Consider the following 25,623-nt stretch of genomic DNA (forward strand, 5'->3'; position numbering starts at 1 on the left):
AAAATAGGATGAGGAGGTGCTCATCTAATGTCGAAACGAAAAAGCGATGCATCAAAATCACAGCTTGGTTCTCCGGAAGTAGAAGGTCAGGGAACAACAGTCAGTGAAACTGGCCGCAAGCAGTCTGCTGCAAATAAAAAACAAAAACAATAACCGATTAAAAAACTCATGGCGGCCGCCATGAGTTTTTTTAATCGGTTATTTCTGCGAAAATAAAATATGCCAGAGTCACGAATGATGCAATAATAAACACTGATTCAAAACCCATTTTGATTCACTCCAGTAGTGTGAAAGTATTTTATTTCCAACATCTCCTTTAGTGTAAACTTTTTTATCATTTTTTAAAACCCTTTTGTGGCAATGGATTTTCTTTTTTGGTGAAAAATTTCTATAAATTTAGAATTTATCTATGATAGAATAATATTATAATAGGAAGACTGGGAGGAAGACATAACATGATGAACAAATGGATGCGGAAAACGCTTGTCATCTTATTTACAATTGCAACCTTCGGAATGGTTGCTCCTCCAGCTGCCCTCACAGTCGAGGAACATTCCTCTGAAGATTCAACCGCTAAATTAACGAACTCAGACAAACATTTCTTCACCGATGAAACCGCTTACTGGCAACAGCCCAAAGAGAACAGCCTATCAACTTTTGTAGCAGCTGCCGAAGTTCAATCCTTTCAAAAATTCGGAGACAAAATCGGAACCGTCATAGAGGATGAATTCAGACAGATCATTCTTCCGAAGATGGAAGAAGCGATTAAACAATATGTTGATGAGCACTCTGATGAAGATATCAGGGATTTGGCAATTTCAAAAAAACCTGCAGACGGAAAAGGCGAGAAAATTTTTCACTTATACAATAAACAAACGGGACAGGATGTCCTTAGATTTCATGTCCGCCGCGATCATCCGCCAAAGCAGGGATATTGGTTCAACTTTCACTATCACACGCACCATGATTCATTTCAAAAGCATCATGAACTTGGCAGCATCTACTGGAACCAGAATATGCCGCCGAATTGGATGACACATTAAAGGGGTGCAATGTCCATTGAGCAAATACACAATCGATGAAATGGTAAAAACGACGAAAGAAATGCTGAATGACAGGGGTGTTACATTAGAGGATATCGCTGATATTGTGATGACACTTCAGCGAAAGTACATCCCTAATATTACGCTTGAAGATTGTGTGGAAAATGTAGAGAAGGTTCTAAATAAACGGGAGATTGTACATGCCGTTCTAACTGGCCTGGCACTTGATCAGCTTGCTGAACAGAAACTGCTGCCGCAGCCGCTTCAGCATCTTGTTGAAACAGATGAACCTCTTTATGGCATTGATGAAATCATACCGCTTTCCATCGTTAATGTATACGGCTCTATCGGCTTGACCAATTTCGGTTATTTGGATAAAGAAAAATTCGGCATTATTAAAGCTCTGGATGAACACAGCGGAAATCGTGTAAATACATTTCTAGATGATCTTGTTGCAGCGCTTGCAGCTGCAGCAGCAAGCAGGATGGCACATCGGGCCAGAGATATTGCAGATGGCAGACAGACACAGGCAACAGTATAAAGATTCAATTGCATGAAGACATTTCATGCGTTTTTTTTTTGCTTTCATATGAAACTTTTCCTCCGCCAAAACGTATAGGCAGCTGGAGGATATCGAATAAAGATGTATATTTTATGAAGAAACATCAAAATACTTAACAAGCAATCTTTTATTCAGTATAATGAAAAAGTTAACGTAATATTTAGGAGGAAATGGTAGATGTCAATTTTGCAAGGAATGCTTGACACGTACGCACAATTTTTCAATTGGGAAATGTGGGGAGAAGTTCTTACAGATCCGGTTTCATGGGGACTTATCGGTACATTAGTTATTCTCGAAGGGTTATTATCAGCAGATAATGCTCTTGTACTGGCTGTAATGGTTAAACATTTACCTGAAAAACAGCGAAAAAAAGCTTTATTCTATGGTTTGCTTGGAGCATACATCTTCCGTTTCATTGCAATCGGTGTCGGTGTATTCTTAATTAAACTATGGTGGGTTAAGATTTTAGGTGCAGCATATCTTGCGTGGCTTGCTGTAAAATACTTCATGGATAAATCAAAAGAAAATGCTGAAGGTGAAGAAGAGCACGGCGGTATTAACAAAAAAGGCCTTCTTATCCGTCTTTTCGGTACATTCTGGGGAACAGTTGTGGCAGTTGAATTAATGGATATTGCATTCTCTGTAGACAGCGTTCTTGCAGCATTCGGCGTCAGTGAGCAGGTATGGGTTCTTCTTCTTGGAGGAGTTCTAGGGGTTCTTATGATGCGTGGAGTTGCAGGTGTTTTCCTTAAATTAATTGACAAAGTTCCTGAACTTGAAACAACTGCTTACATCTTAATTGCACTTATCGCAGTGAAAATGGGATTAAGTGTTGCAGGCGTTCACATTGAGCACTCTGTATTCTTCATTATCATTCTTGTGATGTTCGCAGGTACATTTGCTCTTAATTATTACCGCAAAAAAACTAGTCACAGCAACAGCACTGGCGTATAATCCGTCAGCATAAAAAGCCGCATCCTGCGGCTTTTTTTATTTGTCTTCTTTTTCTAAAGGATTCCCCTAAAATAAAAATAAAAAATGGAGATCAGTCCGATTGATGTCAGTCCGTCTAAAACCATATAGCTTTTAAGCGTCATAACTTCAATTACTTCTTGAGTCAGCTGCTGCCGCTGTCTATAAGGAATATTCCTGTTAATTAACATCCTCATGTTTTTCACCCAATTTCCATGATAATTTCCATCATATGGTGAAGTTGGCATAAAAGTTACAGGGCCCAATGTCTATTCGGCAAAAAATCAATATGTTACTATTTTCATATATATATTGTTCGAAACAGTCAGAAAATCCTTCTAGGAGTAATACATATATGACAAAAATCAAACTGCTTGTTCTCATCATTTCGCTCGCGGCGATGTTTTCAATCTATCAATATGTTTTTGCAGATGTTCCGTCAGGCAGTCTTCTTGAAGATCATTCACTTTCTTCTAAAGTATCCCTGTCATCCGGCTCAGCCCTTAACAAAATGGTTTATTTACCGGCTCAGCCCTTTTCAGAGCAGGATGCAGAAGCTATGGTAAATCATTTAAATCAAGTTCATCCTGTTATTTTGGAAAAAGCACGGCAGCACAACGTGACAATCAAACTGTTTACAGGGAAGCTGACTGATGAAGAGGGCCTTGAGCACTTATCAGGACAGACTCCGCGGGGCTATTCAATCAAATCCGACTGGGACAGGGTTCCTGGAATGACAGAAGATAACAGAGTCTTTGTCAAAATCGGCCACAGTCAATATGGCATGGGACATGGATCGGTATCGCTTGAGCTTCATGAGTTTGCACACGCCGCTGATCGGAATGTATTTTCAAACATAAGAAACAATCCTTTTTACTTGAATATATGGAAGCAGGAGGCAGGATTGCTTTTTCCGGGAAAAACTTATTTTGAACGTTTTCCTGAAGAATATTTTGCAGAGATTTTTGCGATGTATTATTTGAATGAAAAAACAAGGGGTGAGCTGCGTGAAAATGCTCCGCTATCCTATCGATTTATTTCCAAACTTCACAAAACGGTAGAAAACGAGTGAAACTTCCTATACAATTATCTCTAGTATCTATACGAAGGAAGTGTCTTTAAATGAAGCAATATTTGGATTTATGCAAGCATGTGCTCGAATCAGGATCCGTGAAAGAAGACCGGACAGGAACTGGAACAATCAGCACATTCGGATATCAAATGAGATTTGATTTAAAAGAAGGATTTCCTCTTTTGACAACGAAAAAACTTCACTTGAAGTCAATCATACATGAACTAATCTGGTTTTTGCGGGGAGATACGAACGTAAAATACCTTCAGGAAAATGGAGTGCGCATTTGGAATGAATGGGCCGATGAAAATGGCGAGCTTGGTCCTGTTTATGGACATCAGTGGCGCTCATGGGCAGGAGCTGACGGTGAGACGGTTGACCAAATTGCAAAGCTGATTGACCAGATTAAAAACAATCCAGATTCTCGCAGACTTATTGTCAGTGCATGGAATCCTGCAGAAGTCGATAAAATGGCACTGCCGCCATGTCATTGTTTTTTTCAATTTTACGTAGCTGACGGCAAGCTGTCCTGTCAGCTATATCAGCGCTCTGCAGACGTTTTCCTTGGTGTGCCATTTAACATTGCATCCTATGCTCTGTTAACGCTGATGGTAGCCCATGTGACGGATTTAGAGCCTGGTGAGTTTGTTCATACATTTGGAGATGTGCATATTTATAAAAATCATCTTGAGCAGATAGACCTTCAGTTAACACGCGATGTGCGGGAGCTTCCAAAAATGAAACTGAATCCTGCTGTAAAATCCATTTTTGATTTCACCTATGAAGATTTCACTTTGGAAGGCTATGATCCTCATCCTCATATAAAGGGAGCGGTCAGCGTATGATTTCCATGATTGTGGCAATGGATAGAAACCAATTGATCGGGCGCAACAATGATCTTCCTTGGCGGATTCCGGCAGATCTTGCTTATTTCAAGCAGGTTACGATGGGGCATCCGATATTAATGGGAAGAAAAACGTTTGAATCAATCGGAAAACCTCTGCCCGGCAGAGAGAACATCGTCCTTACAAGAAATGAGCAGTATTCACAAGCAGGAATCAAAGTCATTCATTCTTTGGATGAAGTGCTTGTAAATGAAGCTTATGCAGATCAAAATCTCTTTATCATCGGCGGGGCTGAAATTTTTAAAGAGTGTCTGCATTCAGCGGAAAGACTTTATGTGACGAAAATAGATGAAACGTTTGAGGGAGATACTTATTTTCCTGAGTTTAAAGAAGAGCAATACAAAATCATTCATCGGGAAAAAGGTCCAAAAGATGAAAAAAATCCGTATGACTATGAATTTATCGTTTATGAAAAATAGAAGATGCAATCACTGGTCTCTCGCTTGACGAGAGGCTTTTCTTACGCACAGCTGGGGGAAGAACCACATGTTGAGAATGTTATTTACCGTTATTTACGGAATTGGATATTTAATTTACAGTTTGCCGACTTTAAAAAAGGTCAAGAAAATAGACCCAAGGCTATCTGTGCAAAAGAAAGATGAAGCCGTCCATGAGCTACCGAAAAACTGGGCAAGGTCACTCGTTCGTTCCTCCGGCGCAACTGTTAGTGTAAAAGGGGAAGAAAACATGCCGGCAGGGCCAGTCCTTATTGTCAGCAATCATCAGAGCAATTTTGATATTCCAGTGCTGATGAGTTCCCTTAAGAAGCCAGCAGGCTTTTTATCTAAAGTGGAAGTGAAAAAAATGCCGTTTCTTCCGCAGTGGATGGAAGTGATGAATTGTGTGTTCGTTGACCGCAAAAACAGAAGACAGGCAGTGCTTTCTTTAAAAGATGGCGCAGAAAAATTGAAAGCAGGACATTCCCTGATTATTTTTCCGGAGGGTACAAGAAGCAAAGGTGATGATTTGGCGGAGTTCAAAACAGGTGCCTTGCGCATGGCAGCTGGCGCAGGCGTCCCAATCATTCCTGTTGCTATCGACGGGACCTATGACATCATGGAAAAGCATGGCGGCTGGAGGTTTAAATCTTCAAACGTCAAAGTAACAGTGTGCAAACCATATTTGCCAGAAGATTACACAGGGAAAGATTTAAAGAAAACGGCTGAAGAATTAAGGCTTACGATTGCAAAAACTCTCAGGAGGCAAAGCCTCTGAGAGTTTTTTGTTTATCTTACATAAATGGTACATCCGGTACATAGAACAGAACACAGAAAAACATGGCTGCACTGCCGGCTAATACAAAGCCGTGCCAAATGGCGTGATGATAAGGAATCCTTCGCCATACATAGAAAATCGCTCCAATTGTATACAGCAGTCCTCCAGTGAGCAGAAGCGCAAATCCCTCAGGACTTAAAAATGCATACAGCGGTTTAATGGCGATAATAATCAGCCAGCCCATCAGGATATAGGCGAGAGTTGATAAAATAACAAACTTCTTAACAAAGAAAATTTTCAGCACGATTCCTGCGATTGCAAGTCCCCAAACAATGCCAAGCAGGGTAAAACCGAGTGTTCCCCTTAGAGGCACAAGCAGAAATGGTGTATATGTGCCTGCAATCAGCAAGTAGATGGCGGAATGATCCAGAATTTCAAAAACATCCTTTGCCTTGCGGTGTGGTATGGCATGCAGCAAGGTTGAAAAGAGATATAAAAGGATCATCGTTGCGCCAAAGATTGAAAAGCTGACAATATGCCAGGCGTCCCCATATTTAGAGGCAAAAATAATCAGATAAACCAGTGCCGGTATACTGAGCAGGACACCAATCCCGTGTGTTATCGCATTTGCAATTTCTTCTTTAATCGAGTATTCCATTTTGCACTGCCTCCTTTTGCATTGTTTGCAGATTTTCGGTTAAGGACTGAAGGAAATCAAGGCCTTCGATGGTTATTTTCGTTCCTGCCCGTCCCCGCCCTTTTGTCACATAATCATTCTTCTCGAGAAAATCGAGTCGATGCCTCACCTGCTGGGGGGTTAGGGGATGACGTGAATTTTTGCTGCTGTCAGAGATCATTCTCCGGCTTGCAGGCTCCCCGTCCTCATTGCTTGATCGGATGGATTCCAGAATAAAAAGATACTCCTGTTTATCCATAAGAGTCAGCGGCTTATCTTTTTGATTTTTAGGGTCTTTTTTCTGTTTGGCAGGCTCATGCGTCATAAACGGCTCTTTAGGAAGATCGTGCAGCTGGATGGAACGGCCGTCACAGACTGTTAGTAAATAATCCATTGTATTTTTAAGTTCCAGCACATTTCCAGGCCAAGGGTATTTTGTGAGAATGTCCAATACCTTTTTATCCATGCGGATGTCCTGGCTCCGCTGTTTAATAAATGAAGCGGACAGGATTGGAACGTCGCTGCTGCGTTCGGTTAAAGACGGCAATGTCAGCCTTAATACGTTAAGATAGTAGTAGAAGTCTTCCCGAAGTCTGCCTTCTTCAATTAAAGACGTTAATTGCACAGCAGATGAGGCAATGATCCGGACGTCCACTATGACGGCCTTGGATGAGCCAATTTTCTGCACTTGTTTATCCTGCAGGACGCGGAGCAATTGAGCCTGAAGTTTGAGGCTCAGGCTTGAAATTTCTTTTAGAAAGACAGTTCCGCCACCTGCTTCTTCAAATAATCCTTGTTTGTGATCATCCTCATTGCCGAAAAGTTCATATTCAAGGGCATCTTCTGAATATGTACTGCAGTTAATAGCCGCAAATGGCTTTTCTGACCTTTCAGACTCATGATGAATGGCGCTTGCAAACATCTGTTTACCGCTTCCGGTCGGTCCCTCTATAATAATCGGCAAATTTGCTTTTGCGAGCTTTTTGGCGAGAAACTTTTTTTCAATGATAAGTGGATGCTCTCCAATAATATCCTCAAAAGATGTATATTTTTCGATGATTTTCATCTCCTTGAATGATTAATTGGTTTTATTATAACACCCAAACACAACTAATTGGAACCAATAAGATTTTTTTTTATTAAGGCTCTTTTCGTAATTATTGTTGCTATTAAACTAAATGTTAAAAAAATTGGTGGATAGCAGCGGATAAACTTGACTCCTGCGGGAAATAGAGCAAAATGGGAGACCCCACAGGCAGGCGCCGAGAAGGCTCCCAGCCGGACCGCGGAAAGCAAGTTCCTGGAGCGGAAAGGAACGGAACGGATACTAATAAGGAACGCATCAATCCCTTTTCAATTGCTCCAATAATCGCAGAAACTGAGATGGGTTTTCAAACTGTTCCTCTGACCAGTTTTCTTTAATCCACTGAGTTAATTCATGTGCTGAATTAAAAACCTCACCGCTTGTATCCTCTTTTCTGATCATAAAACGCCCGTTGTCTTCATCTGCTACGACAAGACACGGAAGCGCTCCGCCGGCAGACTTTAGTTCGAATTCCATAAGAATAACCTCCAATGTTAAGAAATTATGAGAATTTTTTAATAATAACTTTTAATTTCGAATATTCATGATATAATGTTCCAATTAAATCATTGATGCAGAAAGGATTTTTACCTATGAAACAAATGATGAATCTTGAACCATCCCTTCATGTGGCAGACATCTTAAAGGCGCACCATTTGTTGAAAGATATTGTTATTCATACACCTCTTCAAAAAGATGAACGCCTTTCTGAAAAATATGATTGCAATGTTTATTTGAAAAGGGAAGATCTTCAGATTGTCCGTTCTTTCAAGTTGAGAGGCGCCTATAACAAAATTAAACAGCTGACGAAAGAAGAAACCGTTAATGGTATTGTTTGTGCCAGCGCCGGGAATCATGCGCAGGGTGTGGCCTATTCCTGCAAGCAACTGAATATCCACGGCAAAATCTTTATGCCATCCACAACCCCAAGGCAAAAAGTTTCCCAGGTAGAGCTTTTCGGACGAGGGCATGTTGAAATCATTCTAACGGGCGATACGTTTGATGATTCATACAAAAAGGCAAGAGAATGCAGTGAATCCGAGGGAAGAGCCTTTATTCATCCATTTGATGATTTAGAGGTTATCGCGGGGCAGGGAACGATTGCGATTGAAATTTTGAATGACTGCGATGCCGAGCTTGATTACGTGTTTGCAAGTATTGGGGGAGGCGGACTGATCTCAGGCATCGGAACTTATTTTAAACAAGTTTCCCCCGGCACAAAGATCATTGGCGTTGAACCTGAGGGGGCCCCGTCGTTTGCGGAATCGATTACAGCAGGCGAAGTAGTAGAGCTCGAGAATATTGATAAATTTGTGGACGGAGCAGCAGTGAAGAGGATAGGAGATCACAACTTTTCAATCTGCAGACAGACAGTGGATGATCATATCCTTGTCCCAGAGGGAAAAGTTTGCACCACCATTTTAAGTCTGTACAATGAGAATGCAATTGTTGCCGAGCCTGCAGGCGCTCTTCCAATCGCAGCACTTGATTTTTATAGAGACGAAATCAAGGGTAAAAATATTGTCTGCATTGTGAGCGGAGGAAATAATGACATAGGCCGGATGCAGGAAATGAAAGAGCGTTCGCTGATGTACGAAGGCCTGCAGCACTATTTTATTGTAAATTTTCCGCAGCGTGCAGGCGCCCTTAGAGAATTTCTCGATGAAGTGCTTGGCCCGAACGATGACATTTCCAGATTTGAATATACAAAAAAGAATAATCGCGACAGCGGTCCTGCATTTGTTGGAATTGAGCTCAAAAACAAAGAGGATTACACGGGCTTGCTGAATAGAATGCAGCGAAAAGGTTTTCCGTTTACTGAAGTAAAAAAAGACAGCAGTCTATTTCATCTTTTCATCTAAATTAATAAAAATATTAGCCGAGGGTGACACAATTAGACAGACTTCCGCATATGGTTGGGTTATAATATAAGAAACGGGTGAAAAAGAGGATTGATAACTTGTTATTCAAGAGCCTAGAGTTCAAGCTGTTAAATGGACATAAGGTAAAAATCACAGATATTCCAGTATTGGAGGAAGATAATCAATACCGATTTCTCGTTCAAATCCGCCTGCAGACGTTTTTATCAAAAATCACCTCACAGAAGCATCCTAATGATGTCTATTCGTTCAGGGATTACTTAAAAAAATCAATAAAGTGGCCAGATTATGAAGCCATTTATCAACCAGTCATTTTAAAACATAACGCATAGCACGCCGGAAGACCGCATAAACAATGGCGGTCTTTTCTTTTTTTAAATGAGAATAAAATATCCATCTTATTTAAAAGCTAGAAAAGGGATTTCCATAAGATTTGAAGGCAAATAAGATTGAAACATCTTTAATTGAGGGTATAATACAAGATAGTTAGTTAGATTAATAGGGAAGTGATACCGTTGACAAAGGTTAAAATTGTGACTGACTCCACAGGAGATCTTAGTCATGACATGATTGAAAAATACGATATTAAAGTAGTTCCGCTGACGATCGTCATTGACAATGAGTCGTACCTTGACCGTGTGGACATAGAACCGGAAGAATTCATTAAAAAGATGAAAGGTGCGGACGAGCTTCCGAAAAGCTCGCAGCCGCCTGCTGGAAAGTTTGCAGAAGTGTATGATGAACTAGGTGCAGACGGCAGCAGCATCATTTCTATACATATGACAGGGGGCATGAGCGGCACCGTTCGTTCAGCCGAAAGTGCAGCGGGTATGACTGATGCGGATGTTACGGTCATCGACTCCATGTTTATCTCAAGAGCACTTGCTTTTCAAGTGGTTGAAGCCGCAAAAATGGCCCAGTCGGGTGCCTCCAAACAGGAAATCCTCGACCGGATTGAACACATCCGCAAAAACAGCCACCTATTCGTTACGGTTGATACGCTTGATAACCTTGTAAAAGGCGGAAGAATTGGCAGAGGAAAAGCGATGATTGGCTCCCTTCTAAATATCAAGCCGATTGCGTCACTTGCGGATGGTGTCTACACTCCTGTAACAAAAGTGCGCAGCCACTCACAAATTGTTAAATTTCTGGCCAAACAGTTTGCAGAAGATGTGAAAAACAAAACAGTCAAAGCGGTTGGCATCGCGCATGCAGATTCCCTTGCGCTTGCAACAAACCTGAAAAATGCCCTGCTTGAAATGAATGCAGACTACCCGATTGATATTTGCTATACCACACCTGTTATTTCAACACATACAGGTCCAGGTGCTATAGGGTTTATGTATTTTGCTGAATAGGGTTGAAGAACGCATGGAGAAATCCATGTGTTTTCTTACGCGTCCTTTCTTTTTTGAGGGTTTAACACACGAGAGTTTCGGTACCAACACCTTATTATAAAGTTATTTTAGAAAATTGAAACTTTTTAACGTAGATTCCGTATATATTATTAAAAGGAATCTTATAAAGCAGGTGATCTAAAGTGCTGTGGATCTTACTATTAACTCCTCTGCTTCTTGTATCTGCCATCGCCATCTATTTTGACAAAGCCTCCGGAATGAGCCTGCCTGAACACTCCAAACAGGATGAACACTCAGGGTTTCTTTCTGGAAATACTACAAACGGCAATGAGGGAAACTGAAACACATTCTAAATAAAAAAACGGATTTCCCGCCGGGAGAATCCGTTTTTTTCTGATTAAACCTCAGGTACCTTCGTATCTGTCGGTTCTGCATAACCCTCTTTATATTGCTCATCAATCATATCGCGGACATCCTTCATTGACATGCCTTTTTCATGTTCGATGATAGCTTTTGCTGCAATTTCAAGGCACACTCCGCATTTTGTTCCGTGATCATCCCAAATGATGGCTCCGTTTTCTTTGCGTTCTTTAATAAAACAATTTCCATTATCATTGTGACCGGCTGATTCACCGCACCCGCAGTAGCATGGCATGTAGCTTAACAGCTCTTCATGCTCGGCAGCTGCCTTATACAGGGTTTTGATTTCATCAGGCTGTTCATTAAGAAAGGACGGGAGGACAGATGCTGACTTCGTTTCTTCCTGAATATCCCCATTATTTTTAAAGGAAGAGTGGCCGCCGTGATCGTGTTTTTCTTCACTGCTGCCGGTTTCCTGACATCCTGTAAGGAAAACAGAGCCTGCCAAAAATGCTGTCATGAAGAATTGAACGCTTATTTTCAAAAAAATTCACCTGCTTTAGTTAGATACTCATACTCTATCATATCTGACCGTTTCAATATTTGAACAATTTATGAATTCCAATCACATATAGATATAAAAAGGGGTGTTGGGATGGCTGCAAAAAGGGTTCTTTTCTTTGGCGATTTCGGCGTGGATGATATCGTTGCTTTGATGTACAGCTATTATGATGATGAAACAGAAGTGATCGGCATTGTTGCGGATTATGGAAATGTATCCAAGCAGACAGCCATAAACAGCGCACGATATTTTACGATGCTGACCAAGACGAGCAATATTCCCATTATCGGCGGGGCAGCAAGACCGCTTACTGGTGAAAATCCTGTTTACTATCCAGAGGTTCATGGTGAACAGGGTCTGGGTCCGATTGTACCTGAGATTGAAGCTTCCCAAGGTGATTTTGAAAATTTTGAGCTGATCCGGAGCCTCATTATTCAGTACAATTATGATGTAACCATTGTAAATGTGGGCCGTTTGACATCTCTTGCCACTGCTTTTGTTTTATTTCCGACAGTGCTTAGGAAGGTTAAGGAGATTTTTGTCATGGGAGGGGCCTTTCTTTATCCGGGAAATGTAACACCGGTCGCGGAAGCAAATTTTTACGGCGACCCCGCTGCAGCAAATCTGGTGATGACCTTAGCAAAGCGAGTGGCCATTTTTCCGCTGAACGTCACCAATTATGCGATCATACCTGATGAGGTGATTAGAGATTTAGATCAGTTTTATCAGAAAAACAACGATAAAGTGGGAAAACTTCTTAAACCGATGATTGACTTTTATACAAATTTTTATAAAAAAAATACGCCGCAAATAGCGGGAGGTCCTCTGCATGACCTGCTGACTCTTTGGGCGGCAGTGAGGGAAAATCAAATCACATTTGTAGAAAAACCTGTGAAAATTATTCTTGAATCTGAATTTGCGAGGGGGCAGAGTATAGCAGACTTCAGACCTTTTAAGACACTTGCTGATTACCCCATTCACCGGATAGCGGTTAAATTTAATTATGACGCTTTTCTGGCTGATTTTATCAAGGTCATGAAGGGCGGATAAATGTGTCGATCTGTTGAACGGTGAAACCACTTTCAAGCATATGCTTCCCATTCCTTGAATGTTTTGTTAAACTTTCCATATTGGATTAAAAGGAAAGGTGACACCTTCAATGAAAAAACACTACATACTCTTATTTTTACTGGCTATTGCTCTTTTAACAGGATGCGGCTCAAGCGGAATTAAAGGTGCGCTTAATTATGAAATTGATGATTTTTCCTACATAAATCAGGATGGGAAAACGGTCGGTTTAACTGACCTAAAAGGGGAAGTATGGGTAGCGAATTTTATTTTTACAAGCTGTGATACGGTATGCCCGCCAATGACAGCACATATGACTGAATTGCAGAAACAGCTGAAAGATGAGGGATTAGATGTGCGTCTAGTATCCTTCAGTGTAGATCCCGAGGTTGACACGCCTGAAAAATTAAAAGAATTTGCAGGCAGATACCCTTTATCCCTTGAAACTTGGGATTTTCTGACTGGATATTCTCAGAAGGAAATCGACAATTTTGCTAAAAGCAGCTTCAAAACAATCGTTCAGAAACCTGAAGGACAGGATCAAGTCATTCACGGCACGCTGTTTTATTTAATTGATCAGAACGGCAAGGTTATGAAAGACTATGATGGAGTAGAAAATGTAGCTTATGATGAAATTATTGAAGATGTAAAAAAAATAAAATGATGAAAAAATCCGCTGCTTGCGGATTTTTTTATGTCTTGCTAATGAAAGTTCAGCCGTATTAAACCACTTGTTTTTGCTGTAACTGTACGCAAATACATGATATAATCATAGGCTAAAACAACGATGAAAGGGGATGATGACGATTCGAAGCCTGTTTATTCTGTTTTTGGGAGTATTGATGCTGCTCTCCGGCTGTGATGCTTTTTCAGGAAAACCTGCTGATGTGGCTTCAAAACCGGTTAATAATAAAGAGTATCTGATGAAGGAACCCATCCCCAAAAACTTTGTTCCCAGTAATTTAAATGTAGTTGCTATAGGAGATTCTTTAACAGCTGGAGTAGGCGATGCCGATAATAACGGCGGCTATGTCGGCGATGTCAGCGATCTTCTGCAGCGGGAAGAAAACATTTCATCTGTTGATGTGTCCAATTTTGGAGTCAGAGGTCATAAAACGACCGATTTAATAAAAGTTCTGGGAAAAGAAAAAGTCATTGAAAAATTGAGAGATGCCGACATCATTTTGATGACCATTGGCGGAAATGATATTATGAAGGTTACACGCAATCATATTATGAATCTTGAACTTGAACCATACCGCAAGGAACAGCCTCTGTTTGAAAAAAGGTTCAAAAAAATCATGGAGACAGTCCGCACAGCAAATCCTGATGCAGTCATCGTTTATACAGGTTTATATAACCCTTTTAAGTTTATGCTTCCTGAGCTCAGTGAAATTGATACGATTGTGGAAGAATGGAACCAGGCTTCAAATCGTATGATTATGAAAGACGGCAACGCCATATTCGTTCCGACGGAAGACCTTTTTTCTTCTAAATCGGTTGGGAAACTTCTTTATATTGATGAGTTTCATCCGAGTGAAACAGGGTATTCATTAATAGCAGACAGGGTATATTCAAGTCTCTCAGACTAGATTTAAAAAGATTGGATGATTACTGAATGAGAAAATGGAAAATTGCCTTTATTGTTTTACTCAGCTTAAACCTTATCTTTCTCCTCTTTCTTATCGTCTCGCCGTTTTTGCCTGCTGAACGGCCGAAAACGGAAACTGCGGAGCTTACAAGCTCAGATACAATTCCTTTTACTGTGAGTTCTTCTAAAAAAGATCTAAATATGCTGATTAATTATTACCTGGTTAAAGAAGCAAAAGCAAAAGAGCTGAATTATCGGGTTGAGCTTGAAGAAGAAGTGAATTTATACGGAACCGTAAAAGCCTTCAATAAAGACGTTGATCTTACTCTTACCTTTGATCCAAAAGTGAAAGAAGACGGCAACATGCTGCTGAAGGTGAAGCGATTATCTATTGGCCGCCTGCCAATACCAGTTCCATACGTTATGAGCTATATTAAAAAGACTTATCCATTGCCGGAATATGTGTACATTGATCCGAAGAATGAAAGCATTGATGTACAAATTACGGAGCTTAAATTTAAAAATAACCTGCGCGCAAAAGCGGAATCATTTGATCTGAAGAATGATGATATTAAATTTAAACTTTATGTTCCGATGGATATTCAAAATTGAGTACGTTCAAAACACCATATTCTTCTGTGAATATGGTGTTTTATTTTTCCTGAAAATGATTCAAAAGACACCGCAGCCATAATATTCTTCCTCAAAAATGAGTGATCATGGGTACTTCGTTTTTTAAGAAAACCTATTCACACTGGCGTTCCTTTAAAATGCAGGAAGTAAGTCATATATTCAGTGAATTCAGCAGATTTATTCAGAGTAGAAGGATCAAAATGAAGCATGTATACTAGGAAAGATTTAGTCGAAATAAGGCGGTTTAGGACCTGCCGGCAAAGGAGGCAGCTCTCATGAAATGTCATTATTGCGGTGAAAAAGAGATAGAAAAATTCTCAAACTACTGTCCGCATTGCGGAAAAAGATTATTTATGGATGATAGAGAACGGAAACACTATCGTTTATCTAAACGCTCATTATACATACTTCCAGCGGCAAGCTTAGCTTTGGTAACAGGTTTATTATTTGCTGCATACGAACTCGAAGCTGCGAAAAATGAAAAAGTAGTCACGCTTCAAAGAAAGACGGAGCAAGCAGCTTTAGCAGGGGAGTACAGGAAAGCCCTTCACTATGCTGAACAGGGCATCCAAATACGAAATGGTTATGATGTTCTGAAACAGGAAAAAGAGCTGATTATACAAATGCAAGGTTATCAACAGGATTTAGAACAAATTAAAAAGCATATTCAAAACAGCAACTACGAGAAAGCCTCTAAAAAGATTGATCTCTTGACGAGAATCATCAGCGGGCATTCATCCCCGCTATACAGCCTGCTGCAGTCTGAACTCAGCAAAGCAGATATGAATGTAACGGTTGGAGAAATTAAAGAACAGATAAATGAACTGAATACTATCGAACAGCTGGCTGAAAAACTAAAAGAAATTACTGTACTTGACGCAGCTGAAGCCGACATTGTGAAAAATCAAATCAAATCCAAAATGGTCATGATCGGGTCATCAAATGCAGAAGAAGATTTATCCCAAAAGCAATTCAACTCAGCCATAGTCACAGTGGATAAAGCATTGCAGTATGATGGGGACAATGAAAAGCTTTTATCGCTAAAAGATAAAATTATTTCTGAGAAAACGGCATTCGAACAAGCTGAACAAAAAAGAATTGAGAAAGCAGTTACAGCGGCTAAAGAAGAAAAAAGGCTGAAAGAAGAAACAGTAAAGGTACAAGAAACGAAAGTGACAGTTGATGAATTTGGAGATGCAAAAACCGCCGGGAAAATTAAAAACATTTCTAAATCTGCGATTCACTCTATAACCGTGCAATTCACTGTTTCAACAAAAGATGGGCAAGAGATTGAAAGAGGCAAAACAAACGTCTATCCAAATGAATTGAAGCCTGGAAAAGAAGCCGAATTTGAACACATCACATATGGCGTAAATGAAGAAGTTACATTCACGATTGAAAATATCTCATGGTACCAAAGCTAATTGTTTTGAAATGTATCTAAGAAAGGCAGGATTATGAAAAAAAACTGGCTGATCAGCATGTCATTATCTATTCTAATTATTACAGCAGGGGTTTTAGGCTTTATACGCATTCAGAATTCTGCAGCAGAAGATGTTTTTGCTGAGTCTGAAATACTCAATGAAAATAAGGATAATCAGGAGGAGACTGAACTTGATTTAAAAGAAATCATCAGAGAAGCTCAAAAAAAGGTTGTCATGGTGGAGCTTGAAGATGGAACAGTCGGCTCCGGGTTTCTCTATAATAATAAGGGAGACATTATCACAAACGCTCACGTCGTCGCAGGTGTCAAAAATGTTAAAGTCAGAACCACGGATGCAAAAGGATTTGACGGGAAAGTGATTGGCATCAGCACGGAGACAGATGTTGCATTAGTGAGAGCAGAGGGATTAAAGAATCAGGAACCTTTGCACATATCGAAGGATCATGATGCAGAGCTTGGGCAGGAAATATTGGCGCTTGGAAGTCCGCTTGGGCTGCAGAATACAGTTACTACAGGGATTATCAGTGGAACAAACCGTGATTTTGATCTGCATCCTTACAAGTATTCTGGTGTTCATCAAATTTCCGCCCCTATTGCACCCGGAAACAGCGGGGGGCCTCTTTTAGATAGGAAGAATGGACAGGTGATCGGAATGAATTCAGCCAGAATGGAAGAAGGAGAGATCGGATTCAGCATACCTATTGAAGATATCCTCCCTCTAGCAGAAAGCTGGTCTCAAAATCCGATGAAATCTCTTCCTGTCAATCTGGGTCTTGACGATTCAGTGAAAATCAGTGAAAATAAAAAGTTAGAAACAGCTGATTATTTAATCAGCTACTACATAGAAAGCCTTGACTTCCACGACTATGTAACGGCCTATTCATTAATAGGGAGCAGCTGGCAGTCTGAAATGTCATATGATGCCTTCAGAAATCAGTTTAAAGATCTATCATCTATTAAAATAAAGGATCTTAAAACGGAAAAAAAAGGTGAAAAGATTCTAGTAAATGCAGACATTATCGCTGAGGTAAAACTAAACGGCAAAAAAGCTGAGCAGAAATATAGAGCTTCTTATACAGTGGCATATGAAAATGAACAGGCCAAAATTATTGAAGAAAAGAAAAACTGAAGAGGTGATGTGAATGAAAGACATATTTATGCTATTTAGTGTGGCAGGTTTGCTGATTTCCATGTACTTTGGGGGAATTGCTTATTTTGCGTATGTAGAGGAAAAAACGGATGAAGTGTTTATGAATGTTTCTTATTGCGCGGTATTTTTGAGTGCAGCCGTTTATTCTCTTCATTTAAAAGATGAAAAGAAAAGACAGAAAAACAGTTGATTTATTGCAAAGAGGAGGCGGGGTGCCTCCTTTTTGCATACGTTTTTATTATTGGCCTTCTTCAGTTTCTTCTTCAGCACCATCTTCTTCAGGTGCTTCTTCAGTAGTTTCTTCTTCAGTGCCCTCTTCAGTAGTTTCTTCTTCTGTACCTTCTGTTTCTTCCATGTTGTCTTCTTCAGGTGCATCTGTTTCTGTGTCGTTACAAGCAGTCATTAATGAAATTGCCAATAAAGAAGCCCCAACTTTTAATAGCATATCTTTTTTCATTTTTCTTTTTCCTCCCTTGTAACCTATCTGAATGAGATTTTTTAACCTGCATGTCTGCTGGTCAAACTCATCATAATCGATTTTTGGAGAAAAAATGTCTTTTTTACGAAAACCGAACATGCTTTTTACATTCGCTTATTAATTTTACAATCTGTTAAAAAATAGCTGCTTTACCCAATAGCTGCCAAAGCTTCCAGAGGAGGAGTCCCATTTGCAAATCCAACAGCAAAAATCGTATAGGCCGTATCTGCTTTAAATTGAACTTTTGGAACCGTCAGGACGACATTATCTGTTCCGGCTACACGCACTTCCAAATCCACTTTTCCCGGAGCCACTTTTATGTTTTTGGTCGCTTCGAGGAATGGAACATCTTTAAAGAGGACGTCGCCATTTTTAACAGCAATGTCAACTGAAGGAGCATCAGGAGATAAGTGGACAAATTTGACACTGGCTTCTCCTGCAGGCACGAACGTTCGGTCAACAAATGGAACCAGTCTTATAGAAGACAGATTTCCTGCAGCTGCAATTGTGTATGTGATGCCTGGAAGAAGCATATACATGTCAGACAGAACAGGGCGGTTTGTTGTACCGGCAGCATATATATCCACCCGGTATTGACCAGCCGGCAATTGGAGATAGTCGCTGATTTCCTTGTATTTCACATTTTGCAGAGTCAGTTTCCCGTTAACGTAAATATCCACAGCCGGTGCGTCAGGCGATGCATGAATCACTCTGACTCTTGACATTCCTGGCTCCATTTGAGTCTGCGGCAAACGTGCCGCCTGGTATTGCATACTGTAGATCCATTTTTGCATCGCATTTAAATGTTTCTGATAATACGAGACATGCTTTTGAGGATCGCTGTACTTGTAAAATTGCGCAAGCATATCGTACCTCATGGCTTTTTCAGCATATTTATTCATCTCATTCATATTAGCGCACTCCCATCTATTCATTCGTCATTAACATATGAATCGGTTTGGGTGAATGTCACAAGTTTTTTCAAGAAGGATTATGTTTTAGCTGGAAGCAAGTAGGGTAGCTTACACTTGAAGTCTAAATCTGGAGGAATTAATCATGGAGCATTATGATCAAAACGTTGGAGAAGTCACACTTTCTTATTCAGATGATGGAGCCGGACATTGTATTGTTCTGCTGCACGGGTTTTGCGGAAGCCGCGAATACTTTCAAAAAGTGATTCCCGAACTGTCAAAAAAATATCGAGTGATTGCTGTAGACTTAAGAGGTCATGGACATTCAAGCACAGCCAAAGGTGATTACAGGATTGAACACATGGCAGATGATCTTGCAAAATTGATTCAAGTTCTCGAAATTGATAAAGTAACCATGATCGGCCACTCACTGGGAGGATATGTAACCCTTGCTTTTGCAAACAGGTTCTCAGATATGCTCCACTCATTCTCGCTTCTGCATTCAACTGCACTTCCTGATGATGAAGGCGGAAAAGCTAATCGCGTAAAGGGCATCAAGCGCATTGGGCAAGAGGGAATAGAAGGATTTATTGAAGATTTAATTCCAAAGCTGTTTGCGCCCGGAAATTTAGAGAAATTAAAGGGTGAAGTGGAGTCAGCCAAACAAATCGGCTTTAAAACCTCTGAGTACGGAGCAATTGGAGCATTAGAGGCAATGAAAAACCGGGCTGATCTGCAAGAGGTCCTTAAAAAAGAAGACCTGCCCATTCTGCTTATAGCAGGCAGAGATGATCAAATTATCCCTGCGGAAAAAACCTTTTTACATAAGGGAAATCATATTACTGAACGTGTGCTTGAAAACAGCGGACATATGGGGATGCTTGAGGAACCTGGACAATTGACGGAAATCATCTTTGAATTCCTTGGGAAAAACGGCAAGCAATAAACGATTAATGCGGGTGCTGAATTGATGTTTAATTTAGTACCCGTTTTTGACCATTTATGATTCTCAAGAATCTAGAAAAAATCAGCTTAAGTACTTACTCAGTTTGCAGGAAAAAAGTAATTTAAAAAACGCCTAGGAATCACTAAGCGTTTTCTAATGGTAATTATATGAATTTTCTCATTCAAATGAATTTAAGCGTTGTTAATTTTGATTCAGTTGGGCAAGCTTCACAAACGTGAGTTCATCTTCAATTAATCCGCACGCGCCGCATTGCACTTTGTAATGCGGTCCTTTATAGGCTATATGAAAAGGGTCGAGTGCTTCTTGAGAAAATTCCTGAACAACGCTTCCGGTTTGAGGATCAAGCTTGACGGACTTTGGCGTCTGTTCGATTAAGTTAAACCTGGTTCGGTTCGTCTTGCAGTTTGGACACAGATAAGGTGCAGTCATAAAGAAACCTCCTCTCGTTATAGGGGTATTTTTTCCATAACAAGGGAGGATTATGTATTTGCTTCTTTATTTGGAACGGTCGAGCTTTCCGAAAAGCTGGATCAGCTGATAAAGCTCTTCATCTGTATAGCATTGAAAACGCTTTGAAAAAAATTCTGTTTTCTTACTTTCAAATTCTGTTAAGACAAGATGGCCTTGTTCAGTCAGTTCGATTACGGTGATGCGGCGGTCATTAGGTGACCTTTTTCTTGTAATAAGGTCTTTGGCAATCAAAGAATCCGTTACAGTAGTAATATGACTTGCTGAAACATCGAGCTCTTTTGCCAAAACGCTTGAATTTAACGGTCCGTTATCTTTTAAGCTTTTAAGAACAATAAATTCGTTTCGCGACAAGACATTGCTAAGTACCTGGTTAATTTCATTTCGGAGCTGCCGAACGATATTCCTCATTAAAGATTCCATTTCATACATCATTTGTTCACGATTTTCCACGATTAAGCCTCCCGGTCAGACCAATAGAGAACAGAATTGTTCATCTACTTAAATATTCATTAAATGTAATGAAACAATCATAAATTGTCAAGAACAACTGAGGGAGAGAGCAGAATTCTGGGATTTAAAGCTAGAAATGATATAATGGGAATATAGATTCACGCAGAGGAGGAAATAAGATGACTGAGAAAAAAACAGAGCTTGCTGCGTTTGCAGGAGGCTGCTTCTGGTGCATGGTCCAGCCGTTTGATGAACTTCCGGGCATCATAAGCGTAACTTCAGGCTACACTGGCGGACATAAAGAAAATCCAACCTATGAAGAAGTATGCAGTGAGACAACCGGCCACTACGAGGCTGTTCAAATTGCATTCAATCCGGATATTTTTCCATACGAGAGGCTGCTTGAGCTTTTCTGGCAGCAGATAGATCCGACAGATGCCGGCGGTCAATTCTACGATCGCGGTGATTCGTACCGCACAGCCATCTTCTTCCACAATGAAAAGCAGCAGCAGCTTGCGGAGGAATCCAAGAAAAAGCATGAAGAAAGCGGCCGCTTCAAAAAGCCGATCGTGACTGAAATCCTGCCTGCCAAACCATTTTATGAGGCAGAAGACTACCACCAGCAGTACTATCAAAAAAGTCCTGTAAGATACAATCAGTACCGCAAAGGTTCCGGCCGTGATGCTTACATTAAAGATCATTGGGACAAAAACGATCTAAAAGAAAAGTTAACACCTATTCAGTACGAAGTTACTCAAAACAACGGTACGGAACGTCCATTTCAAAATGAGTATTACGACCATGAGCAGGACGGCATTTATGTAGATATCGTTTCTGGAAAACCGCTTTTCAGCTCAACAGACAAATACGATGCAGGCTGCGGCTGGCCAAGCTTCACCCACCCCATTACAGAACATGAAGTTGTAGAGAAAAAGGATTTTTCACACTTCATGATCCGGACAGAAGTCAGAAGCAAATCAGCGGATTCTCATCTTGGACACGTGTTTAATGATGGACCAGGGCCAAACGGGCTCAGATACTGCATTAACTCTGCGGCACTCCGGTTTGTTCCGAAAGAAGACCTTGAAAAAGAGGGGTACGGAAAATATTTGGTTCTGTTTCAATGAAAAATGAGGACAGCCTGCGGGCTGTCCTTATTTTTTGGGCAGGAAGTGAATTTGCGAAAAGGCAATATCTGTTACATGATATAGACCGCAAAAAAGACAGCCTAAGCTGTCTTTTAAGATGGTTCTTTAAGTTTTGTGCTGACTACCAGCCGCTCAAGGTGCGTCTTCTTCTTAAGGTCAAACGTCCCCGTACAAGTGATTAAATTCAGCTTTTTCTCTTGACTGAATCCAAAGATGGAAGGCAGTGGAGCATCATCAAACGGATAGGCTTTTTTATCCTGTACAACAAATGTTAATTCTTCACCATTTTTACCGTATACGATGACTTCTTCTCCGGGTTTGATGTCTTTTAAACGGAAGAAAACAGCAGGTCCGGTTTTGTTGTCAACGTGACCGGCGATGACTGAGTTTCCATTTTCTCCTGGAAGTGCTCCGTTTTCATACCAGGCTGTCAGTTTGTCATCGGAAGGGAGCTCCATCGTGCCGTCATCAGTCAGACCGACAGATTCGACGTTTGCTTCAATGTCTAAGGATGGGACAACGATTTGTACAGGCATGATTCCTTTTTTAGAAGACTGTTTATTGTCCGGCTGATTGCTTACTGTCGCCGATGCTTGTTCAATTCGTTTTTCTGTTAGAATGACTTCCTCATCGGCTGCACATCCGTCCAAAAGCAGGAACAGGGCAGCGATATTAATGGCTGCTTGCCTTTTTCTTGTAGCCATAAACCATCAGAGCACCTAGTCCAAGAATAGATACTGCTGCGATTGGAAGATAGTTAGTTGTGTCAGCAGCGGATGTGCCGCCCATGCCGGTTTTAGGCATTTCAGAAGGCATCATTGCAGAATCCGCAAGGACAAGAGCTTCTAAAGCAGGCTCTCCGCCAGCAAACCCAACTGCGATAACTGTATAAGCCATATTAGCTTTCAGTTCTGTTCCGGCAAGATCAAGGACAACATCTTCCGTTCCTGCACCTCTTACTTCTAAGTCATATGATCCAGGGTCAACTTCGATGTAATCCGTTACACCTTTAAATTCTGCTCCAGGGAATAGCACGTCTCCGCCTTTAACTGCTACATCAACAGCAGGCGCATCAGGTGATAAGTGAGAAACACGCACTTTCGCTTTTCCTTCTGTGACCATGTTGTCATCGTTTAATACTTTTAATTCAAGTGAATCAAGCTTGTTAATGGCAGCAGCTGTATAAGCCATGCCTGCTTCTACTGTTAAATCTGCTGAGATAACAGGCTCTCCGTCGGCAACTGTGCCTGCTGCAAAGATTTCGACTTTATGATCGCCTGCAGGAACCATCATGTAATCTGTTGCTGCTTTAAACTCTGCGCCTTCAACAACTGTTTTTCCGTCTACAACAACATCAACTGCCGGGGCATCTGGAGAAGCATGTACAATTCTGACCATTGCATCATTTTCAGCTGCATAAACTCCAGTACCCAAAGCCAAAAGTAAAACCATTGCTGCCATCATTGAAAAAATCTTTTTCATTTTCCCACTCCTCTTTTAAATTGTTGGACATGAGTCCTTGTATTAAATATAAATAAAAGTTGTACAAAGTGTATACAGTTATGGTGCGCCGAATGTGCTGTAGAATTTTTTCTCTGAAAAATCATCCTTTTCTGATAGAATCATAGGAATTTGATATAATCTTATAAACGACTTCACGAGGAGAGGATCACTATGACAATTAAAGGATTTGAACATGTAGGGATACAAGTAGCAGATATAGAGAAATCGATTGAGTTCTATCAAACTGTTGCAGGGCTTAAGCTGATGGACCGATTTTTACATACAGATGGTAAAATGAAGCTTGCTTTTTTAGGAGTAAATGATTCTATAATCGTTGAATTAATTGAAGGGTACAATCCGAATCTTCCTGCAGAAGGAAAAGTGCATCATGTGGCTTTTAAGGTAAGCAATATTGAATCAGAAGAAGAAAGACTGCGCGGTCTTGGTGCCGAATTTATATATGACGAAATTACAACTTTGCCAAATGGAGCGAAATATCTCTTCTTTAAAGGTCCAGACGGTGAATGGATTGAGTATTTCGAACCGATGAATGGCTAACATGATGAATTTTTCAAAAGAGCTGGATAGAGCAGAAGAAGAGTATCTGCAATTATTTTGCCGCGTGAAAGATACTGCGCTTTATAAAGCTTTCAGGGATGACGCGCTGAAAGGGATGTACAGCCATCACTTTGCAAAAATGACGACTCCTTACCATCCCATTCTCTTAAGAGAAGTGCTCGCAGCTTCAAAACAAGCTCTAAATCGAAGTTTCATCCATGTTAAGCTGCCTTATAATGCAAGGGTAGATAAAAAAATGCTGTCCTATTTAACATCGGAAGACTATTTTTGCGATCTGGATTTGTATTATTATCATGATTTAAAACAAGTGGATACTTGCACCAGAATCATTACAAAGCTTGGCGAGGGTGATGCCCTTCGAGATGCATGCCGTGCCATGGAGCTCTACGATGCCAGACATATAAACGCATCTTTTGCAAAGAACAAAATGAAACGGAAAAAACCATTTTATCTTTCAAAAGAAATACGGCTTTACGTCTGTTATGAAGATGGAGTGCCGATCGGCAGCGCAGAGCTTTACATCTCGCCTGTCACAAACATTGCGAAAATTGAAGAGGTTGCGATTTTGGATGAATATCAGCGCAAGGGATACGGTTCATCTTTTATGAAGTTTCTCTTAAATGAAGCCAAGCAGCTCGGAGCGGCCTGTGCATACCTCATTACCGTCAATGAAGCATCTTCCAGAACTTTTTATGAAAAGCTGGGATTTGTAAAAGTTTTAGAACAGGAGAACATTTTTAAGAATCTGATTTAAAGATCTTTTTATCTTTTTTCAGGAAATGGGCGAATGCACATACGAGACAACCACCTACCTCATAAAGTAAGACTGTAAAGAAATTCAAAAATGAAGAGGTGTTTGTTCATGTACGGTTATGACTGCGGATGTTCTTATCCTTCTTACCCTGTTCAATGTGGCGGGTATGGAAGCAGCTTTGTATTAATTGTTGTCTTGTTTATTTTGTTAATTATTGTTGGTTCAGCTTATATTTGCTAGTTAAAAGCAGAAAGCCTCTTAAAAGGGGGCTTTTTTCTTTGCCAAAAAAGTCCAGGATACACTTTGGTATAATAGAAGGGCAAAATTATAAAATGAAGTGAATAAATATAGGAATTAATTCCCCATTTTGTGTTTTAATAGGAAAAATTTGAAATAAAATTGCTATTCACTTGTCGAACTGTTATGATGAAGTAGAATTATTTTTGTTCGCAGTAAAAGTTTCAAAAAGCTTACGTCTTGATTGAAATGAACATGAACAAGAATAGTAATACATTGTGTGTTTACACACTAGGAGGCAACATAACATGGAACAAGGTAAAGTAAAATGGTTTAACTCAGAAAAAGGTTTTGGATTCATCGAAGTTGAAGGTGGAGAAGATGTATTCGTTCATTTCTCAGCTATTCAAGGCGAAGGCTACAAAACATTAGAAGAAGGCCAATCAGTTACATTTGAAACTGAGCAAGGTCAACGTGGACTTCAAGCAACTAACGTTCGCAAAGCATAATCCATATAATTGTCCGGGCAGCCCTTATTACAGGGCTGTTT

Annotated in this window: 36 protein-coding genes; 25 read left to right on the forward strand and 11 right to left on the reverse strand. The window is 40.3% G+C overall.

What is annotated here, in order from left to right; all coding sequences use genetic code 11:
- Positions 1–27: 27 nt before the first annotated feature.
- From E2R53_RS03665 to E2R53_RS03680, 4 genes are all read left to right on the forward strand, one after another.
- Positions 28–153, forward strand: coding sequence for a YuzL family protein (locus tag E2R53_RS03665; RefSeq protein ID WP_133310448.1), 126 nt, complete (start codon positions 28–30; stop codon positions 151–153).
- Positions 154–458: 305 nt separating this feature from the next.
- Complete coding sequence (locus E2R53_RS03670) at positions 459–1,043, forward strand: YpjP family protein (protein ID WP_070877928.1); 585 nt, start codon at positions 459–461, stop codon at positions 1,041–1,043.
- A 16-nt stretch (positions 1,044–1,059) separates the two neighbouring features.
- The gene (locus tag E2R53_RS03675) at positions 1,060–1,584 is read left to right on the forward strand and encodes a phosphatidylglycerophosphatase A family protein (RefSeq protein WP_070877888.1); all 525 of its coding nucleotides are present in this window, start codon (positions 1,060–1,062) and stop codon (positions 1,582–1,584) included.
- Positions 1,585–1,782: 198 nt separating this feature from the next.
- The gene (locus E2R53_RS03680) at positions 1,783–2,559 is read left to right on the forward strand and encodes a TerC family protein (protein WP_133310449.1); all 777 of its coding nucleotides are present in this window, start codon (positions 1,783–1,785) and stop codon (positions 2,557–2,559) included.
- A gap of 53 nt (positions 2,560–2,612) precedes the next feature.
- Here the strand turns inward: E2R53_RS03680 and E2R53_RS23080 are convergent, their stop codons facing one another.
- Positions 2,613–2,774, reverse strand: coding sequence for a hypothetical protein (locus E2R53_RS23080; protein ID WP_165970876.1), 162 nt, complete (start codon positions 2,772–2,774; stop codon positions 2,613–2,615).
- Between the two features lie 158 nt (positions 2,775–2,932).
- Between E2R53_RS23080 and E2R53_RS03685 the strand changes: the two genes are divergently transcribed.
- The 4 genes from E2R53_RS03685 to E2R53_RS03700 all read left to right on the forward strand — a co-directional run bounded on the left by E2R53_RS03685 (position 2,933) and on the right by E2R53_RS03700 (position 5,769).
- On the forward strand, positions 2,933–3,649 hold the full coding sequence (locus E2R53_RS03685; RefSeq protein WP_133310450.1) for an anthrax toxin lethal factor-related metalloendopeptidase: 717 nt from the start codon (positions 2,933–2,935) through the stop codon (positions 3,647–3,649).
- 50 nt (positions 3,650–3,699) lie between these two features.
- A complete protein-coding gene (locus tag E2R53_RS03690) occupies positions 3,700–4,494 on the forward strand; it encodes a thymidylate synthase (protein ID WP_133310451.1) in 795 nt (264 codons plus the stop codon).
- Positions 4,491–4,973, forward strand: a complete 483-nt coding sequence (locus tag E2R53_RS03695) for a dihydrofolate reductase (RefSeq protein ID WP_133310452.1) — start codon at positions 4,491–4,493, stop codon at positions 4,971–4,973. The genes E2R53_RS03690 and E2R53_RS03695 overlap by 4 nt, the downstream gene beginning before the upstream one ends.
- A gap of 67 nt (positions 4,974–5,040) precedes the next feature.
- Positions 5,041–5,769: a lysophospholipid acyltransferase family protein gene (locus E2R53_RS03700; protein ID WP_133310453.1), complete on the forward strand. Its 729-nt coding sequence runs from the start codon at positions 5,041–5,043 to the stop codon at positions 5,767–5,769.
- 16 nt (positions 5,770–5,785) lie between these two features.
- On the opposite strand, the gene trhA is transcribed toward E2R53_RS03700, so the two are convergent.
- The 3 genes from trhA to E2R53_RS03715 form a co-directional block, all read right to left on the reverse strand.
- Positions 5,786–6,427 (reverse strand): PAQR family membrane homeostasis protein TrhA, encoded by a 642-nt coding sequence (trhA, locus tag E2R53_RS03705; RefSeq protein ID WP_133310454.1) that lies wholly within the window; start codon positions 6,425–6,427, stop codon positions 5,786–5,788.
- Positions 6,411–7,511 (reverse strand): sigma 54-interacting transcriptional regulator, encoded by a 1,101-nt coding sequence (locus tag E2R53_RS03710; protein ID WP_133310455.1) that lies wholly within the window; start codon positions 7,509–7,511, stop codon positions 6,411–6,413. The genes trhA and E2R53_RS03710 overlap by 17 nt, the downstream gene beginning before the upstream one ends.
- Positions 7,512–7,787: 276 nt before the next feature.
- Positions 7,788–8,006 carry a hypothetical protein gene (locus tag E2R53_RS03715; protein WP_133310456.1) on the reverse strand — a complete coding sequence of 73 codons (219 nt, stop codon included), beginning with the start codon at positions 8,004–8,006 and terminating at the stop codon, positions 7,788–7,790.
- 116 nt (positions 8,007–8,122) lie between these two features.
- Between E2R53_RS03715 and ilvA the strand changes: the two genes are divergently transcribed.
- The 4 genes from ilvA to E2R53_RS23085 all read left to right on the forward strand — a co-directional run bounded on the left by ilvA (position 8,123) and on the right by E2R53_RS23085 (position 11,108).
- The gene (gene ilvA / locus E2R53_RS03720) at positions 8,123–9,391 is read left to right on the forward strand and encodes a threonine ammonia-lyase IlvA (protein WP_133310457.1); all 1,269 of its coding nucleotides are present in this window, start codon (positions 8,123–8,125) and stop codon (positions 9,389–9,391) included.
- Positions 9,392–9,489: 98 nt separating this feature from the next.
- On the forward strand, positions 9,490–9,741 hold the full coding sequence (locus E2R53_RS03725; protein WP_070877898.1) for a DUF2535 family protein: 252 nt from the start codon (positions 9,490–9,492) through the stop codon (positions 9,739–9,741).
- Between the two features lie 183 nt (positions 9,742–9,924).
- A complete protein-coding gene (locus E2R53_RS03730) occupies positions 9,925–10,767 on the forward strand; it encodes a DegV family protein (protein WP_133310458.1) in 843 nt (280 codons plus the stop codon).
- Positions 10,768–10,949: 182 nt separating this feature from the next.
- On the forward strand, positions 10,950–11,108 hold the full coding sequence (locus E2R53_RS23085) for a hypothetical protein (RefSeq protein ID WP_165970877.1): 159 nt from the start codon (positions 10,950–10,952) through the stop codon (positions 11,106–11,108).
- Positions 11,109–11,164: 56 nt separating this feature from the next.
- On the opposite strand, the gene E2R53_RS03735 is transcribed toward E2R53_RS23085, so the two are convergent.
- Positions 11,165–11,647: a PCYCGC motif-containing (lipo)protein gene (locus E2R53_RS03735; RefSeq protein ID WP_133311138.1), complete on the reverse strand. Its 483-nt coding sequence runs from the start codon at positions 11,645–11,647 to the stop codon at positions 11,165–11,167.
- 135 nt (positions 11,648–11,782) lie between these two features.
- Here E2R53_RS03735 and E2R53_RS03740 point away from each other — a divergent pair, with 135 nt between their 5' ends.
- The 7 genes from E2R53_RS03740 to ypmT all read left to right on the forward strand — a co-directional run bounded on the left by E2R53_RS03740 (position 11,783) and on the right by ypmT (position 17,765).
- Positions 11,783–12,739 (forward strand): nucleoside hydrolase, encoded by a 957-nt coding sequence (locus E2R53_RS03740; RefSeq protein ID WP_133310459.1) that lies wholly within the window; start codon positions 11,783–11,785, stop codon positions 12,737–12,739.
- 109 nt (positions 12,740–12,848) lie between these two features.
- Positions 12,849–13,421, forward strand: a complete 573-nt coding sequence (locus E2R53_RS03745) for an SCO family protein (protein WP_133310460.1) — start codon at positions 12,849–12,851, stop codon at positions 13,419–13,421.
- Between the two features lie 133 nt (positions 13,422–13,554).
- The gene (locus E2R53_RS03750) at positions 13,555–14,349 is read left to right on the forward strand and encodes an SGNH/GDSL hydrolase family protein (RefSeq protein WP_133310461.1); all 795 of its coding nucleotides are present in this window, start codon (positions 13,555–13,557) and stop codon (positions 14,347–14,349) included.
- 26 nt (positions 14,350–14,375) lie between these two features.
- The gene (locus E2R53_RS03755; RefSeq protein ID WP_133310462.1) at positions 14,376–14,960 is read left to right on the forward strand and encodes a YpmS family protein; all 585 of its coding nucleotides are present in this window, start codon (positions 14,376–14,378) and stop codon (positions 14,958–14,960) included.
- A 296-nt stretch (positions 14,961–15,256) separates the two neighbouring features.
- Positions 15,257–16,405: an FxLYD domain-containing protein gene (locus tag E2R53_RS03760; RefSeq protein WP_133310463.1), complete on the forward strand. Its 1,149-nt coding sequence runs from the start codon at positions 15,257–15,259 to the stop codon at positions 16,403–16,405.
- A gap of 33 nt (positions 16,406–16,438) precedes the next feature.
- Complete coding sequence (locus E2R53_RS03765) at positions 16,439–17,554, forward strand: S1C family serine protease (RefSeq protein WP_133310464.1); 1,116 nt, start codon at positions 16,439–16,441, stop codon at positions 17,552–17,554.
- Between the two features lie 13 nt (positions 17,555–17,567).
- Positions 17,568–17,765 carry a protein YpmT gene (gene ypmT, locus E2R53_RS03770; RefSeq protein WP_133310465.1) on the forward strand — a complete coding sequence of 66 codons (198 nt, stop codon included), beginning with the start codon at positions 17,568–17,570 and terminating at the stop codon, positions 17,763–17,765.
- A 48-nt stretch (positions 17,766–17,813) separates the two neighbouring features.
- On the opposite strand, the gene E2R53_RS03775 is transcribed toward ypmT, so the two are convergent.
- On the reverse strand, positions 17,814–18,032 hold the full coding sequence (locus tag E2R53_RS03775; protein WP_133310466.1) for a hypothetical protein: 219 nt from the start codon (positions 18,030–18,032) through the stop codon (positions 17,814–17,816).
- 170 nt (positions 18,033–18,202) lie between these two features.
- Positions 18,203–18,964 (reverse strand): DUF4397 domain-containing protein, encoded by a 762-nt coding sequence (locus E2R53_RS03780; RefSeq protein ID WP_133310467.1) that lies wholly within the window; start codon positions 18,962–18,964, stop codon positions 18,203–18,205.
- Positions 18,965–19,109: 145 nt separating this feature from the next.
- Here E2R53_RS03780 and E2R53_RS03785 point away from each other — a divergent pair, with 145 nt between their 5' ends.
- Positions 19,110–19,910, forward strand: a complete 801-nt coding sequence (locus E2R53_RS03785) for an alpha/beta fold hydrolase (RefSeq protein WP_133310468.1) — start codon at positions 19,110–19,112, stop codon at positions 19,908–19,910.
- 201 nt (positions 19,911–20,111) lie between these two features.
- Here E2R53_RS03785 and E2R53_RS03790 read toward each other — a convergent pair whose 3' ends face one another.
- Positions 20,112–20,360, reverse strand: coding sequence for a DNA alkylation repair protein (locus E2R53_RS03790; RefSeq protein WP_133310469.1), 249 nt, complete (start codon positions 20,358–20,360; stop codon positions 20,112–20,114).
- A 66-nt stretch (positions 20,361–20,426) separates the two neighbouring features.
- Positions 20,427–20,852, reverse strand: coding sequence for a MarR family winged helix-turn-helix transcriptional regulator (locus E2R53_RS03795; protein ID WP_133310470.1), 426 nt, complete (start codon positions 20,850–20,852; stop codon positions 20,427–20,429).
- 179 nt (positions 20,853–21,031) lie between these two features.
- Between E2R53_RS03795 and msrB the strand changes: the two genes are divergently transcribed.
- A complete protein-coding gene (gene msrB, locus E2R53_RS03800; protein WP_133310471.1) occupies positions 21,032–21,979 on the forward strand; it encodes a peptide-methionine (R)-S-oxide reductase MsrB in 948 nt (315 codons plus the stop codon).
- Between the two features lie 113 nt (positions 21,980–22,092).
- Here msrB and E2R53_RS03805 read toward each other — a convergent pair whose 3' ends face one another.
- Both E2R53_RS03805 and E2R53_RS03810 read right to left on the reverse strand, forming a co-directional pair.
- Positions 22,093–22,704 carry a class F sortase gene (locus E2R53_RS03805; RefSeq protein ID WP_133310472.1) on the reverse strand — a complete coding sequence of 204 codons (612 nt, stop codon included), beginning with the start codon at positions 22,702–22,704 and terminating at the stop codon, positions 22,093–22,095.
- Entirely contained in the window at positions 22,673–23,482 is an 810-nt protein-coding gene (locus E2R53_RS03810) for a DUF4397 domain-containing protein (RefSeq protein ID WP_133310473.1), read from the reverse strand. The genes E2R53_RS03805 and E2R53_RS03810 overlap by 32 nt, the downstream gene beginning before the upstream one ends.
- A 192-nt stretch (positions 23,483–23,674) precedes the next feature.
- Here E2R53_RS03810 and E2R53_RS03815 point away from each other — a divergent pair, with 192 nt between their 5' ends.
- From E2R53_RS03815 to E2R53_RS03830, 4 genes are all read left to right on the forward strand, one after another.
- Positions 23,675–24,061, forward strand: a complete 387-nt coding sequence (locus tag E2R53_RS03815) for a VOC family protein (protein ID WP_133310474.1) — start codon at positions 23,675–23,677, stop codon at positions 24,059–24,061.
- Between the two features lies 1 nt (position 24,062).
- Positions 24,063–24,836, forward strand: a complete 774-nt coding sequence (locus E2R53_RS03820; RefSeq protein ID WP_165970878.1) for a GNAT family N-acetyltransferase — start codon at positions 24,063–24,065, stop codon at positions 24,834–24,836.
- A 108-nt stretch (positions 24,837–24,944) separates the two neighbouring features.
- Positions 24,945–25,076 (forward strand): YjcZ family sporulation protein, encoded by a 132-nt coding sequence (locus E2R53_RS03825; protein WP_083328294.1) that lies wholly within the window; start codon positions 24,945–24,947, stop codon positions 25,074–25,076.
- 305 nt (positions 25,077–25,381) lie between these two features.
- Positions 25,382–25,582: a cold-shock protein gene (locus E2R53_RS03830; protein WP_070877768.1), complete on the forward strand. Its 201-nt coding sequence runs from the start codon at positions 25,382–25,384 to the stop codon at positions 25,580–25,582.
- Positions 25,583–25,623 lie beyond the last annotated feature (41 nt).

Origin of the sequence: Peribacillus frigoritolerans (assembly GCF_004358755.1) — a bacterium.
Taxonomy (GTDB): Bacteria; Bacillota; Bacilli; order Bacillales; family Bacillaceae; genus Bacillus_P.